Origin of the sequence: Nocardiopsis sp. LDBS0036 (assembly GCF_041228755.1) — a bacterium.
In the GTDB taxonomy this organism is placed as follows: Bacteria; Actinomycetota; Actinomycetes; order Streptosporangiales; family Streptosporangiaceae; genus Nocardiopsis; species Nocardiopsis dassonvillei.
On sequence record NZ_CP141103.1, the window covers coordinates 3,469,758 to 3,484,516 of the forward strand.

At 75.0% G+C, this 14,759-nt stretch carries 10 protein-coding genes; 5 read left to right on the forward strand and 5 right to left on the reverse strand.

What is annotated here, in order from left to right:
• Window positions 1-154 precede the first annotated feature (154 nt).
• Window positions 155-1,609: an NCS2 family permease gene (locus UIS43_RS14570; RefSeq protein ID WP_013155180.1), complete on the reverse strand. Its 1,455-nt coding sequence runs from the start codon at window positions 1,607-1,609 to the stop codon at window positions 155-157.
• 268 nt (window positions 1,610-1,877) lie between these two features.
• Here UIS43_RS14570 and UIS43_RS14575 point away from each other — a divergent pair, with 268 nt between their 5' ends.
• The 3 genes from UIS43_RS14575 to UIS43_RS14585 all read left to right on the forward strand — a co-directional run bounded on the left by UIS43_RS14575 (window position 1,878) and on the right by UIS43_RS14585 (window position 4,778).
• Window positions 1,878-2,132, forward strand: a complete 255-nt coding sequence (locus tag UIS43_RS14575; RefSeq protein ID WP_013155181.1) for a DUF2530 domain-containing protein — start codon at window positions 1,878-1,880, stop codon at window positions 2,130-2,132.
• Between the two features lie 54 nt (window positions 2,133-2,186).
• Window positions 2,187-3,683 carry a methyltransferase gene (locus UIS43_RS14580; RefSeq protein ID WP_071622811.1) on the forward strand — a complete coding sequence of 499 codons (1,497 nt, stop codon included), beginning with the start codon at window positions 2,187-2,189 and terminating at the stop codon, window positions 3,681-3,683.
• Window positions 3,684-3,905: 222 nt separating this feature from the next.
• Window positions 3,906-4,778, forward strand: a complete 873-nt coding sequence (locus UIS43_RS14585) for an MOSC domain-containing protein (RefSeq protein WP_013155183.1) — start codon at window positions 3,906-3,908, stop codon at window positions 4,776-4,778.
• Between the two features lie 135 nt (window positions 4,779-4,913).
• Here the strand turns inward: UIS43_RS14585 and UIS43_RS14590 are convergent, their stop codons facing one another.
• The 4 genes from UIS43_RS14590 to UIS43_RS14605 form a co-directional block, all read right to left on the reverse strand.
• A complete protein-coding gene (locus UIS43_RS14590; RefSeq protein WP_013155184.1) occupies window positions 4,914-8,168 on the reverse strand; it encodes a sacsin N-terminal ATP-binding-like domain-containing protein in 3,255 nt (1,084 codons plus the stop codon).
• Between the two features lie 226 nt (window positions 8,169-8,394).
• Window positions 8,395-9,150 carry a DUF3027 domain-containing protein gene (locus tag UIS43_RS14595; protein ID WP_019607894.1) on the reverse strand — a complete coding sequence of 252 codons (756 nt, stop codon included), beginning with the start codon at window positions 9,148-9,150 and terminating at the stop codon, window positions 8,395-8,397.
• Window positions 9,151-9,424: 274 nt separating this feature from the next.
• The gene (locus UIS43_RS14600) at window positions 9,425-9,808 is read right to left on the reverse strand and encodes a cold-shock protein (protein WP_013155186.1); all 384 of its coding nucleotides are present in this window, start codon (window positions 9,806-9,808) and stop codon (window positions 9,425-9,427) included.
• 569 nt (window positions 9,809-10,377) lie between these two features.
• Window positions 10,378-11,163, reverse strand: a complete 786-nt coding sequence (locus UIS43_RS14605) for a hypothetical protein (RefSeq protein WP_041552895.1) — start codon at window positions 11,161-11,163, stop codon at window positions 10,378-10,380.
• A gap of 164 nt (window positions 11,164-11,327) precedes the next feature.
• Here UIS43_RS14605 and UIS43_RS14610 point away from each other — a divergent pair, with 164 nt between their 5' ends.
• Window positions 11,328-13,919 (forward strand): helicase-associated domain-containing protein, encoded by a 2,592-nt coding sequence (locus tag UIS43_RS14610; protein WP_370010338.1) that lies wholly within the window; start codon window positions 11,328-11,330, stop codon window positions 13,917-13,919.
• 268 nt (window positions 13,920-14,187) lie between these two features.
• Window positions 14,188-14,646 carry a hypothetical protein gene (locus tag UIS43_RS14615; RefSeq protein ID WP_013155188.1) on the forward strand — a complete coding sequence of 153 codons (459 nt, stop codon included), beginning with the start codon at window positions 14,188-14,190 and terminating at the stop codon, window positions 14,644-14,646.
• The last annotated feature ends 113 nt before the right edge of the window (window positions 14,647-14,759 follow it).

The window sequence follows — 14,759 nt, forward strand, 5'->3', positions numbered from 1 at the left end:
GACGTGAGGGGAGGGACTGATGCGGCCATCGGCGGTCGGCTTCGATCCCGGCCGGGTGGACAAAGCGGGCAAATAAGTAAACGGCGTTGACTCATCACCGGAGTCAACGCCGTCCACCGCCGCCGGAATTCCCGGACGGCGCGAAAGCCGTGCCTCAGCCGATCAGGGCGTTGATCGGCGCCTCGGCGAAGTGGATCAGGAAGACCAGCGAGATCAGCCACAGCAGCGGATGGACCTGGCGCCCCTTGCCCGTGACCAGGCTGACGAAGGCGTAGGTCAGCAGGCCGAACCCGATGCCGTTGGCGATCGAGTAGGTGAAGGGCATCATGATGATCGCCATGAAGGACCCCAGGCCCAGCGCCGGATCCCTGAAGTCGATGTTGACGACCTGGACCATCATCATGAATCCCACGATCACCAGCACCGGCGTGGCGGCCTCGAAGGGCACCAGGTTCACCAGCGGGGTGAACAGGGTGGCCAGCATCATCAGGACGCCGGTGACGATCGGCGCGATACCGGTGCGGGCGCCCTCGCCGACGCCCGCGGCGGACTCGGCGTAGATGGTGGCGACCGAGGCCGAGCCCAAGCCGCCCAGGATCGTGCCGACGGAGTCGGCGGCCAGCACCTCGCGGGAGCCCCGGATGTTGCCGTCCTCGTCGGCCAGGTCGCCCTGGTGGGCGACGCCGACCATGGTGCCCATGGTGTCGAAGAAGTCGGCGAGCAGCAGCGTGAAGATCAGCATGACCACGGTGGCGACGCCGATGTCGGCCCAGCGGGAGAACACGTCGAGACCGCCGTCGGCGAACATGCCGACGAGCGAGAAGTCGGGGACCGCCACCACTCCCCCGCCGGTGGACAGGGTCGGGACCGTCAGACTCCAGCCGAGGCGGTTGTCGCCGCCGCCGAACAGCGACTCCACGAGGAGGGCGACGGCCGTGGAGACGATGATGCCGATGAGCATCGAGCCCGGCACCTTGCGCACGTACAGCGCGACGGTGATCAGCAGGCCGATGACGAAGATCAGGATCGGCCAGCCCTGGAGGCCGCCGTTGCCGAGCTGGACGGGGGTGCCCTCACCGGCCTGCACGAAACCGGCGTTGACCAGGCCGACCAGGGCCAGGAAGAGGCCCACTCCGACGGCGATGGCGACCTTGAGGCCGGGCGGGATGGCGGCGAAGACCGCGGTGCGGAACCCGGTGAGCACCAGGATCAGCAGCAGCACGCCCTCGATGATGATCAGCAGGAAGACGTCGGACCAGGGCATGACCGGCGCGATGCCGTAGGCGACGACGGCGTTGAGCCCCATGCCCGCCGCGATCGCGAAGGGGTAGCGGCTGACCACGCCCATGAGCACGCAGGAGATCGCGGCGACCAGGGCGGTGACGGCGGCCACCTGGGGGATGCCCAGGGTCTCTCCGTTGACGTCCTCGGCCGTACCGATGATGAGCGGGTTGAGGACGACGATGTAGGCCATGGCGAAGAAGGTCGCCAGGCCGCCCCGCACCTCGGTGCCGAAGGTGGATCCGCGCTCGGAGACGCGGAAGTAGCGGTCGAGGCGGCCGGATGGCGTCTTGCCGGTGCCGCTGGGGGATGGACTCGGAGTTTTCACGTCGTCAGCCTGACCTGGTCGTACTTACTGGACAAGAAGGATTCTGCGTCAGATTAGTTGCATGTTCACACAACACCGACCACGCGTTTCCCTGGTTTTCCGTAGGAAAGACCAGAGGGCCGGAGGATCGGCTCTTCGAATGTGACGAATCCGTCCCCACGCGGCGGGGCGGCCCGGTGCGCGCGCCGCCCGTCCCCCTCTCCGGTGCGCGCGCCGCCTCCCCCGCACGCACGCGCCCTCCCCCGCGGTGAGCGGATAGCCTGGAACCGTGCGCAAACCTCGCCAGCCCGACCCGGACGTCCACGAGAGCGACTACCGCGTGCCCGCCGCGATCGGCACCCTGGCGTGGACGGTGGCGCTCGTGGTCCTCATCGCGATGGGCGACGGCCTGCCCGCGTCCGAGCGCTGGTGGATCGGCGTCTGCGTGACCGGCATCGTGCTGGGCGTGTTCGGGTTCCTGTACATACCCCATCTGCTGCGCAGGCGCTCCGACGCCGCCGAGCGCCGGGCCGACCACTCCTGACCAGCGCCGGGCACCCCCCGGCGGGGCACCGCGGTTCTGCCCGATAATGGGCGGGTGTCTGAGACGAGATTTCCGCGCGGTCTGGCCGAGCGACTCCGCGGCATCCTCATCGACGCCGACTACACCGTGTCCGGCGTCCGCGACCGCCTCGGCGACGCCGCCGCGCGCGCACTGGCCCGCGAGGAGTTGGTGCCCGCCCTGCGCGCCACCGGCGGCGACGAGCGGCTCGGACTGCTGCTGCGCCTGTGGTGGCTGCGGTCGTCCATCCCCGCGCGCGCCGCGCGTTCGATCCTGCCCGTGGACGAACTGGCCGAGGCCGGGCTGGTCACCGTGGAGGAGGGGCAGGGCGGGCCCGTCGTGCGCGCCCTGGTGCACCTGGGCCCCTGGGAGCTGGAGGACGGCAGGCCCGGGTTCGTGGTCTCCGACCCCAAGGTGCGCCCCGGCAGCGGCGCGGTCCCCGCTCCCGACCACGTGGTGGGCGCGGGCGGCGCCTCCTCCACCCTGTCCCAGCTGATCGTGGACGGACCGGTGGAGCGCGCCCTGGACGTGGGCACCGGCTGCGGGGTGCAGGCCCTGCACCTGGCCTCGCGGGCGCGCGAGGTGGTGGCCACCGACCTCAACCCGCGCGCCGTGCGCCTGGCCGGGATCAGCCTGGCCCTGTCCGGGGTCACCGACGCCCGCCTGGAGCAGGGTTCGCTGTACGAGCCGGTCGAGGGCGAGCGCTTCGACCTGATCGTGTCCAACCCGCCGTTCGTGATCACCCCCGACTCCTCCCGGTACACCTACCGGGAGTCGGACCTGCCCGGCGACACCGTGTGCGCCGAGCTGGTGCGACAGGCCCCGGCGCACCTGACCGAGGGCGGCTGGTGCCAGATCCTGGCGAACTGGGTGCACCGCGACGGCGACGACTGGGAGGACCGGGTCGGCGGCTGGGTGACCGGGACCGGGTGCTCGGGCTGGGTGGTCCAGCGCGACGTGCAGGACCCCGCCGAGTACGTGGAGCTGTGGCTGCGCGACTCCTGCGAGCACGGCACCCCCGAGTACACCCGCCGCTACGACGCCTGGCTCGACTACTTCGAGCGCGAGGGCATCAAGGGCATCGGGTTCGGGTGGATCTGCCTGCGCAACGACGTCGCCCAGGACGCGACCGTGCGCGTGGAGGAGCTGCGGCACGAGATCGAGCGGCCCGTGGGCCCCTACCTGCCCGACGTGGTGGACGGGGCGATGACCGCACTGCGCCTGACCGACGCGGCGCTGCTGTCCGCGCACGTGGCGCTCGCGCCGGGCGTGGTGGAGGAGAGGGTGGGGCGCCCCGGCGCTCCGGACCCGGAGAAGATCCTGCTGCGCCAGCGCGACGGCCTGCGGCGCGTGGCCCGCGTGGGGACGGTGGAGGCCGCCCTGGCGGGGGTGTGCGACGGCACCATGCCGGTCGGCCCGCTGCTGAACGTCATCGCCGAGCTCATCGGCGAGGACCCCGCGCTGGTGCGCGAGCGCACGCCCGACGCGCTGCGCACCCTCATCGCGGAGGGGTTCTTCCGGGTGGCCCGCTGACCGGGGCCGCCCGGGCGGACGGCCCCGGCGGGCCGGAAGGCGCCGAACTCGGCCCGTACGCCCCCGGTCAGCTCGCCCGAGGAGCGCTCGCCCTCGTCGAGCAGTCCCAGCGGGCGGCGCCGGACGGGGTCTCCGAGGACGTCGAAGGCGCGCATGACCTGGCCTTACAGGCGAAGGCTTGTACAAGCTGGCGTTGACGAACCGATGCGCTAGCGTTCTCCCATGGCGCGAATCGAGGAACTCGTCCACTACCCGGTCAAGGGATGCGCGGGCACGTCCGTGCGGACCGCCGAGATGACGTCCGCCGGTATCAGGCACGATCGCACGTTCATGGTGGTCGACGACGCCGGGGGCTTCCGCAGCCAGCGCAACGACCCCCGCATGGCGCTCATCCGCGCGGGGATCACCGCGGACGGCGCGCGTCTGAGCCTGGGGTGGGCCCCCGGGGCGGGGACCGGCGGGTCGGCGCCCCTGGAGGTCGGGGTGGACCCCGAGGGCCCGCGCCTGGACGTGACCATGCACCGGCAGCCGTTCGTCGGCGTGGACCAGGGCCGTGAGGCCGCGGAGTGGCTGTCGGAGGCGCTCGGCGCGCCCAGCCGCCTGGTGCGGGTGCCCGACGACCACGACCGCCACGTGGGCGGGCTGACCCCGGGCACCAGCGCGTTCGCGGACAGCACCGCGGTGCTGATGGCGTCGCTGGCCTCCCTCGACCTGCTCGGCGAGCGCATCCTCGCCCGGGGCGCCGAACCCGTGCCGATGAACCGCTTCCGGCCCAACATCGTGGTGTCGGGGTGGGCCGAGCCGCACACCGAGGACCGCGTCCGCGCCCTGCGCCTGGGCACCGCGGAGCTGGGCTTCGCCAAGGTGTGCGTCCGCTGCGTGGCCACGACCGTCGACCAGGCCCGGGGCGTCAAGGCGGGGCCCGAGCCGCTGCGCACCCTGGCGGACTACCGCCGGGCCGAGGGCGGGGTGGCCTTCGGCGCCAAGTTCGCCGTCACCCGCACCGGAACGCTGGCCGTGGGCGACGAGGTGGAGGTGCTCGCCTGGGAGCAGGCCCGGGACGGGGACGCGGACCTGGCGGTCGCTTCGGCCTGACCTGCGTCCGCCGCACGCGGCGGGTGCGGCGGACGGGCTCCGCGGCCCCGGTACCGGGGCCGCGTCCCTCGTCGTCGGGCCGGGCACGGAAGGCCGGTCGGCCCCCGGGCGCTCCCGTGGGCGCCGGAGACGGCCTCAGTCGTCCAGGTCGGCCTCGGCCAGCAGCCGCGCCACCGCCCCCGGTTCCCGCAGCGCGTCGGCCAGCACGTGCCTCCTGGACCACTGCCCCGCGCGCCAGCACAGCGCCCGGGCCAGCCCGTCCGTGGTCGAGGCGTGCGCCGAGCCGTCCGCGACGTACCACTCCACCTCCACCCCGTCCACCGTGAGCGTCTGGTGGTGCAGGTAGGTGCGGTCGGGCTCCCCCGCCGGGTCGAGGAAGAGGTCCGCTTCGTCCGGGACCTGGCGCATCTGCCCCGCGGACCCGACCCTTCCCGTCACGGCCTCGCTGGCCAGGTCCAGGTCGAGCACGTCCGCCACGGCCTCGGCCGTCTCGGCCGGGGCGAGCACCAGGGCCCGCTCCTGCTCCTCCAGCAGCGGCAGCAGGTCCGGGGAGTCCACCACGACCGCGTCCTCGGCGTCGGCCACCACGATCGACCCGCCCCGCACCGCCCGCACGCGGGACGGCGGGGTGACCAGGTCGGCGTCCACCCCGGCCAGGGCGGCCCACACCCTGCGCAGCGACGCGCGGTCCACGTGCCGCTGGGGGTCGGCCAGCCGGGCGAGCAGGTCGTCCGCGCCGTCCGGGTCCGCCAGCACGTCCTCCAGGGTGGTGCGCACGCCCAGCGCGCGGGCGAACTCCGGATCGACGTCGGCGCTCACCTCGTCGTACAGGCCCACCAGGGCGGGGTCCGCGTCTCCGAGCCGCAGCCCCGCGGGCGCGCTCCCGCCCAGCAGGGCCCGCGTGCGCAGCCACCAGGCGGTGTAGGAGGGCACGTCCGTCACGCGGCCGTCGGGCAGCAGCACGCGGGCGGGGGCGGTCACCGCCTCCCGCAGCGGCCCCTCGGCGAGCATGGCCAGGGCGCGGGGCCACTGCTCGTCGGCCACGTAGTCCAGGTCGGCGACGCACACCAGCTCGGGGACGACCGGCGGCAGCTCCGGGTCGCCCACGCGTTCGAGGACCTCGTCGGCCCAGTCCTCCAGGCCGTCCGGGCCCTCCTCGCCCGCCGCGCCGTCGAAGACCGAGGCCAGGTCCTCGCCCAGCGCGACCTCCTCGGCGCGGACCGCGGTCAGCTCCCACAGCGCGCCGACGGCGCGCAGGACCCCGGTCCCGTGCCGTTCCACCAGGTCCGGGTGCACGGTGCCGAAGGGGGCGTCGTCCACGAGGAGGTCGGCCAGGGGCGCGCCGGGCACGAGGAGCTCGGCGGCGACCGAGTAGCCGTCCTCGTCGTCGCGCAGGGCCAGCTCGGAGAGCCAGGGCACGTCGGCGGCGCTGATCCCCGAGGCGGACACCAGACCGAGCACGGCCTCGGCCACGGGTTCGGGGTCGTCGGCGTCCAGGGAGGCGCGGACGGCGGCCTCGGTGCGCCCGTCGCGCAGAACGGTCGCGGCGCTGGCCTCCACCGCGCCCAGGCGGTTGAGGAGGGGGTGCACGGCCTCGGGGTGCACGACGCGCACGCCCAGGGCGGCCAGGGCGTCCAGGGGCCCGCGCTCGCGCCGGTCGTCCCCTTCCCCTCGGTCGTCCCGGTCGTCCCGCTCTCCCCGGTCCTCCCAGCCGTCCCGGTCTTCACCGCGCGCGCCGTCCGCCGACCAGTCCTGCGAGGGCACCAGCAGCGAACGGGGACCGCGCACGAGCCTGCCGTCGGCCAGCGGGACGGGCAGGGCGCCGAGTTCGTCCAGGTCGGCGCCGCCCCTGCCCGCCCGGTCCAGGGCGGCGTAGAGCGCGGCCCACCAGTGCGGGGGCCGGTCGGTGTCGGCGAGCAGGTCGGCGACGTCGGCCAGGCCGAGGCGGTGGACGCGCAGGGCGGCCAGCGCCGGGTGGCGCGGACTCCAGCTCCCGGGCAGCAGCGGGGGAACGAGTTCGGACAGGACGCGGACGAGGTCGGCGGCGGGGCCGTCGGTCCCGCCCGGCCCCCCGGTGTCGAGGAGCACGGCGTCGCGCGGGGCGACGGGCGCACCGGCCGCCGTCACCAGGAACGGCGTGTCCTGGAGGGGCTCGGCCACCCGGGCGCGGAAGACGGCGTCGACGGCGCCGCCGCCCACACGGGTTCCGGGCACCAGGTCGAGCGACGCCCGGGGGTCGAAGCGCCGCAGCAGGGCGCAGTAGGCCTCCGCGGCCTCCATGAGCAGCAGGTCGGTGGCGGCCCCGGGCTGGACCGCGCGCCGGTCGCTGCCCAGCGGGAAGGTGCCGATGAGGACGGCGGGCAGGTCGAGCTCGGTGTCGGTGGGCGTGGGCGCGTGGACCACGGACTCGACGTCGGCGGGCAGGGCGGCGACCGCACCGTCCTCGTCCACGGGGACCGCCCACGTCAGCGACCACGACGTGCGGTCCCGTTCCTCGGTGGGCCGGTCGGCGAGCAGGGCGGGGTCGAAGGAGCCCGAGCGTTCGAGGGTCCGCCAGAGGGTGGTCCGGGTGCCGTCGCCGTCCAGGTGCGCGGTGACCAGGTCGGCCGTTCCGGCGGCCTCCTCGCGGGTGAGGACGCGTTCGGCGCCCTCGACGTCCACGCGCACCTCGACCAGGCCGGGCAGGGCGAGCAGGAGCGCCTCGCCGGTCCGGTCCAGGAGTTCGCGCACCCGGTCGCGCGCGCGGTCGTCGCGCAGCAGGAGGGTGACGACGGTGTCGTAGCCCTCGGCGCCCTCTCCTGCCTCAGGGGCCTCGGAGGTCACACGGTTGACGGCCTCTGCGGGGAAGGGCAGCCGCAGCATGGGCACGTGCCCGGAACGGCTCTCCACCTCCTGCGCGAGGCCGCTGTGGGCGCCGTCGTCGCCCAGCAGGTCCGTGACCGCGGCGCGGGCGGCCTCGGCGCTGAAGCGGACGGCCGAGCCGCCGGAGTCGACGGTGACGTCGTCGCTGAGCGCCGCCACCGCGGAGAAGCCCACGCCGAAGCGTCCGGCCGAGCCCTGCTCGCCGCGCTTGGTGGAGGCCCTCAGCGTGGCCAGCGACTCCACGCCCTCGGCGGTCAGGGGTGCGCCGGTGTTGGCGGCGGTCAGCCGGTGGCCGGTCAGCGCCAGACGCAGCCGGCCCGGGACACCCGCGCGGCGGGCGGCGTCGGCGGCGTTCTGGGCCAGTTCGACCACGACCCGGTCGCGGTAGCCGCCGAGTGCGAAGTCCTCCTCCGCGTTGGCGTCCTCACGGAAGCGCGCGGGGGCGTCGGCCCACGCGGCGAGAACGCGTCGGCGCAGCTCGGCGGTGTTGTAGGGATCGGCCACCGAAGCGGTCAGCGGCTCGGCCATGGCGGTTTCCTCCTGCGCTGCGGGCACGCCCGGCACGGTGCACCCGGGGCGGGATCGGATGCGGTAAACCGACCCTAGCCCACCGGAGCGGAGGGCTGGGGCCGGACCGTGCGGCGCGGCGGCACAGCGTCAGCGGGAGGCGCGTCCGGACGGCTCCGGGACGCGGCGGCTCCAGACGGCACCGGGGCTCGGCGTCGGCCTCGGACGGCACCGGCGTACGCCGACGTCAGGAATCCGAGGAGACCAGTTCCAGCTCGGCCGTGTCGTCGAAGACGATGTGGTCGTAGCCCATCTCGTCCACGACAGGCTTGACCGGATCGTTGCGCGACTCGGGGCGGCGCACCTCGGAGTGGGCGCCGCAGCCGTGGTCCATCGAGACCACGCGGCCGTCGTCGGGGGCGTACTCGTTGGTGCACACACCGAACATCTGGCGCAGCTCACCGGCGAGCGGGGTCATGAACCCGCAGGTGAGGCAGCGTGCGGGCGCGGCTGCCGCGATCGGGCTGCGCGGGCCGCCCTCGCCGTTGTACCAGCGCTCGGCGGCCTGCTCGCGTCCGAACTCCGAGAGCACCTGGCGTCGGCCCAGGCCCAGCTCCCAGATCGCCTGCCGGTCCTCGCCCTCGGCGTCCAGCTCGCTGTCGGGCACCTGGGCGTAGCCGGGGACGAGCCGTTCGTCGTCCTCCTCGGCGGGCAGCAGGTCGCCCACGCCGAGGTCGCCGGGGCGCAGGCGCTCCTTCCAGGGCACCCACTCGGGCGGGGCGAGGGCGCCTTCGCCGGGCAGCAGAACGACCTCGTTCACCGTGACCTGTTTGGCGCGCGAGGCGCGGACCACGGTGACGGCGTAGTTCCACCCCGGGTAGGCGGGGTCCAGGCAGGTGAAGAGGTGAGTGACCAGGCGGGTGTCCTCGACCTGGGGGGCGAGGTGCTCACCCACCCACTCGGGTCGCCCGACCTCGGCGGCCACCGAGCGAGCCAGCTCCACCGCCTCGATACATGCCTTGTCCGGTACAGGAGAACGTCGAGTAGGGCTCACGCCCCCATTCTCACTGATCGCGAGCACCGATTTGACCATAACGAGGGTCAAGGTTCGCCCGATACATCCTCCGGACGCGGTCTCGGACCCGTGACCGCCCGGGGACCGGGGACACCGGGCCGGGCCGAGGCGAACCGGGGCGGGCCCGGCCCCCGGACGGACCGGGTCCCGCCGCCCCGCGAGCCGGGGGCCCGGCCCTCCCGCCCGGGGGCGCGCGGACCGCTCAGGCCTCCAGGTCGTCGGCGACCACGCGCAGCACGGAGGCGATCCTGGACGCCTCGCGCCGTTCGGGGTGGCGTCCCCGGCGGTAGCCGTTGGACAGGCCCTCCAGGAGCTTGATGAGGTCCTCGGTGATCACCACCATCTCGTCCGGCTTCTTGCGCCGCGCCCGGGCGACCGAGTGCTGGTCCTCCAGGAGCCTGACCTGGAGCGCCTGGGCGCCCTTGCGGCCCTCGGCCACGCCGAAGTCGACCTTCTGGCCGGGCCGCAGCGACGTGGTGCCCGGAGGGAGCGAGGAGGAGTGCACGAAGACCTCACCGCCGTCGTCGCGGGTGAGGAAACCGAAACCCTTGTCGCCGTCGTACCACTTGACCTTGCCGGTGGGCACCTGGGGACCTCACGCTTTCACTGGCGGGTGTGCCGGGAACGGGCCGCGGGCGGGCGCGGTGGAGTCCGCGCGGCCCGCGCGTCGCCGGGACACCCCTGGTTTTTCCACGGGTGCCTCCAAAGTAGTGCCCGGGGACTCACCGGCGCGAGGGCATAAACGGCCGCCGGTCCCCGCTCGCGTCCGGCCGGGCGGGGCCTTCCGGAGGAGCCACGGGCCCGGACACGGCGAGGAGGCCCGGATGCGGATCATCCGGGCCTCGCGGCGCCGACTGCGGCCCCGCACCGCTGGGTGCGGAGTGTGGGACGGGACTCGGCGGAGACGTGGGCCGCCTCGGCTGCTGTGGCGACCGGGCTGGAGGCCGGGGCGCCGGTACTGACGCGACCGCCTGAAGCGAAAGAGGCGGTGTACCGACATGACTACCCGAATCCGTGTGTTCGGACGCGCGGTAACGGGCCGACCGGAAAAGGTTATTCCCCAGCGTTTGCCAAGCAATGACCAGCGGGACCAGGCCGTTGAACTGGGAGGACACCGCACGTGCCCCGCCACGGCGCACGGCCGCGCGCACGCCCTCAGCGCGGTGCCGCGTCCCGCGCGTACGGCGCCGGGCGCGGGAGCCGGGCGTAGAGGTAGACCGCGCACACCAGGGAGGCCGCGCCGAGGCCGATGACCCCGGTGGCGGTCAGGGACTCCTGGACGTACTCGTCGACGAACTCGGCCTCGCCGCTCCACAGGGCCATGCCGAGCGCGCAGGAGAGCAGGGGCAGGCCCACGCCGATCCACTTGTCGCGGGCGGGCCACACCTGGCTGAGCAGGATCAGGGCCGCCCCCAGGACCCACAGGAAGGCCAGGTCCCACCACCAGGGCACGGCCAGCAGCAGCAGGAGCAGGGCCGCGGCCTCGGGCGGGTGGCGGCGCAGCACCGCCACCGGGCCGCCTCGGTCGGGCCGGTCACCCCGTCCGGGCCGGTCGCCGCGGTCCGCGCGGCGGCCCCGGACGCGCATCTCCGTCTGGCGGGGCCCCTCCAGCAGGGACCTGATCCCGCGGTCGGGGCCGCCCCGCCAGGGCGGCGGCGGCCGGTCGGCATGGCGCGGCCTGGAGGGGATCAGCTCGTCGTCCTCGACGTCGAGGTCGCGGCCGTCGAGGTCGCGTTCCACCAGGTCCCGGGGCGTGCCCAGACCCCTGAGGATCCCCCGGACGGTGTCCACGTCGTGTCCCGCGGCGGCGCGGCGCGCGTCGATGCGCGAGCGCACTCCGGCGAGGTAGGCGGTGCGTTCCTGCGCGGTCATGCGACCGTGCAGCTCCAGGCCGACCTCGGACAGATAATCCAGTACCAGTTGTTCCGAGCGCTGGTTCATGCCCCCATATTGGCTCAGGATGACCTGGCTTTTAAGCCCTACTTCCCAGTTTCGGTCACCGATTTTCCTTCGGATACGGTCCACGACGGTGTGCCGGAGGCAGTCGCGGAAGCCACAGGGGACGGACGCGAACACCGGGGCCCCGATCGCTTAGCGTTGAACCGATGAGCGACAACGCACCGCCCGACGGGCGCGGACCGGGCACGGGGAACCGCACGGCCCCCGCGTCGGGCCGTCCCCCCACGTTCACCTCCTGGCTGCGCGGCCGGTCGGACGACGCACTCGTCGCCCTGCTGCGGGCCCGCCCGGACCTGGCCCGGCCCGTCCCCGCCGACATCGGCGCGCTCGCCTCACGGGCCGCCACCCGCAACACCGTTCTGCGGGTCCTGGAGCGGCTGGACCGGTTCACGCTCCAGGTGCTGGAGTCGGTGGTCGCGCTCGGTGACGACCGGTTGTCCGAGCCGGTGGGGGTGTCCGCCGCCGAACTGGCCGACGCGCTCGGACCGGTGGTCGGCCGCGCGGCCGACCGGGCGGACGCAACGGCGGGCCGCCCGGGCGGCCCCCCGGGCGGCGCCGCGGTCGGCGGACCGGCCGCGGGGGCGGCCGACGCGCGGACCGGCGCACCGGCGCACGGCACGGTGGGCGGGCCGGTCGGCGAGGCCCTGGACACCCTGCTGCGCCTGGCCCTGGTCTGGCCCGACCGGGGGCGGCTGCGCCCCGTCCAGGTGCTGCGCGACCTGCTCCCCCAGCCCGCCCAGCTCGGCCCGCCCGCGCGCGTGCTGCTCGCCGCGCTGCCGCACGCCGCCCTCAGGAGGCTCGCCGACGACCTCGCGCCGGGCGGCGGGGACACCCCCGTCGAGGCGGTCGCCGCCGTGCTGTCCGCCCCGCCCGGACCGGTCGGCGACCAGGCCCGGCGGCTGCTGGACAGCATGGCGTGGGGGCCGCCGCACGGGACCGTCTCCGACGCCCGCCGCGAGGTCACCCTGGACACCGCCGCCTCCCCGGTCGAGGAGCTGATCGCCCGCGCCCTCCTGCTGCCGAGCGGCGACGACACCCTCACCCTGCCGCGCGAGGTGGGGCTGCACCTGCGTTCGGGCCGGCTGTTCCGCGAGGTCACCACCGCGCCGCCGCCCTTCGAGGGGACCGCGCACCCCGCCGAAGCCGTGGCGCGGGCGGCCGCCGGGCAGGCCTTCACGGTGCTGCGGGCCGTCGAGGAGCTCCTGGAGCACTGGTCCGAGGACCCGGCCGCGGTGCTGCGCAACGGCGGCCTGGGCGTACGCGACCTGCGCCGCGCCGCCCAGACGATGGACACCGACGAGGCCACCGCCGCGCTGTTCGTGGAGGTCGCGTACGCCGCCGGGCTGCTGGGCGCCGACGACCGGGTCGAGGGCGAGTGGCTGCCCACCCGCGAGTACGACCTGTGGCGGGAGCGCGCGCCCGCGCACCGGTGGCTGCGGCTGGCCTCCGCCTGGCTGGAGTCGGACCGCGTGGCGTCGCTGAGCGGGTCGCGCGACTCGGGCGGACGGATGCGCAACGCGCTCGGTCCGGGCCTGGTCCGTCCGGCCGCGCCGCAGGCCCGCCGCGACCTGCTCACGGAGCTGGGCACCGCGGAACCGGGTCTGGCCCCGCTGCCGGACTCGCTGTCGGCGCGCCTGTCCTGGCGGCGCCCGCGCCGCCAGTCGCCGGTCTACGCCGAGCTGGTGCGGGCGGCGGCGGCCGAGGCGGCCGCGCTCGGCCTGACCGGGCGCGGCGCGCTGGCCGACCACGTCCGGCCGCTGCTGGACGGCGACGAGGACGCGGCCGCTCGTGTCCTGGGCGAAGAGCTGCCCAAGCCGCTGGACTACGTGCTGGTGCAGGGCGACCTGACGGCCGTCGCGCCGGGCCCGCTGGTGGCCGAACTGGCCCGTGAGCTGGCCCTGGTCGCCGACGTGGAGTCCACCGGCGGGGCCACGGTGTACCGGTTCACGGAGGGGTCGATGCGTCGGGCGCTGGACGCCGGGCGGGGCGTCGCCGACATCACCGCCCTGCTCGAACGCCACTCGCGCACCCCGCTCCCCCAGGCCCTGCGGTACCTGGTGTCGGACGTGGGCCGGCGGCACGGGCGGTTGCGGGCCGGTTCGGCGTCGAGCTACCTGCGCTGCGACGAGCCCGCGCTGCTGGAGGAGCTGGTCAGCGACCGGCGGGCCGACGACCTGGGACTGCTGAGGCTGGCGCCGACCGTGGTGGCGAGCCGGTTGACCCGCGCCGCGCTGGTGGAGCGGCTGCGGCAGCTGGGGTACCACCCGGTGCCCGAGGGCGGGGACGGGTCGATGCGGCTGAGCCGTCCCGAGGTTCGCCGGGCCGACGCGGCGGACGCACCGCCCCCCGCGATGGACGGATCGGCGGTGTCGCGCGCGCTGGCGGCCGAGGCCGTGCGCGCCGTGCGGGCCGGGGACGAGGCCGCCACGGCGGCGCGCACACCGGTCCCGCTGCCCGAGAACGGCCCGCCGGGATCGCGGTCGGCGGCGGTGCTGGAGGTGCTCGCGGGAGCCGCCAGGGACGGTCGGAGGGTGTGGATCGGCTACACCGACACCGACGGCCGACAGGTGAGCCGGATCGTGGAGCCGTCGGGTGTGGACGGGGGCTTCCTGACCGCCTACGACGCGACCCGGGCGGCGGTGCACCGGTTCGCCGTGCACCGGGTGACCGCCGTGGCCGAGCTGGACCCGGAGCCGGGGGAGGAAACGGGGCGGCAGGAGCGGGTGGAGCCGCGCTAGGCAGTGTTTTTGGACCTCCGCTCCGCTTCGTCCCACCCGTCGCCCGCCACCACCCTCGACGGACGCCTGCGGCGCGGTCCTGCTCGTGCTCGGGCGTCCTTCGACGCGGGAACCTTCGGTGACTACGGCGGGCGGGCCCACGGGGGCGGGCCGCGCCGTACCGGACGGCGACGGCGCGGGGCGCACCCGGGTTCCTCACGACCGCCCCGGAGGCGGCGGGCTAGTCTGGAACCGAGTTGGTCGACCCACCGACAGCGAGAGAACCCCCATGAGCAACGCATCGCTGCCCCCCGGGGCATCGTCCCCCCGTGAGCACGGACGCGACGACGACCGCGAGCGCCGCAGGTCCCGCGCCCCCGGGCGCGGCGGGGGGCGCGAGGCCGGGAGCGACCGCCGCGACGACCGCGAGGACGAGCGCGACGGACCCGACGCACGCCAGGCGGCGATCGGGGCCAGCAGTTCGACGATGGCGCTGATCCTGCACGCCCTGACCTTCGTGTGCTGCATGAACTGGCTGTTCGGCGTCGCCGGGATCGTGTTCGCGGTGCGCGCCGCCCACGCCCGCGACCGGGGGCGCGCGGTCCAGGCGGAGACGCTCACGCGCTACTCCTGGTACTGCCTGGGCGCGGCCGGGGTGATGCTCTTCGTGATGCTGGTGCTGACGCTGGTGATGTTCACCCAGGCGGGCTCCTGGATCCAGGGGATCGTCCCGGTCACCAACTACTGAGCCGTGTTTGGCGGACGGGGCCACCGGGCACCGCGTCTGCACGGAGCGCGGGGGGACGTCCGGCGGCGACGGCGCCGGAAGCGGTACGAGGCGGGTCCGGCAGGCAGGGGGAG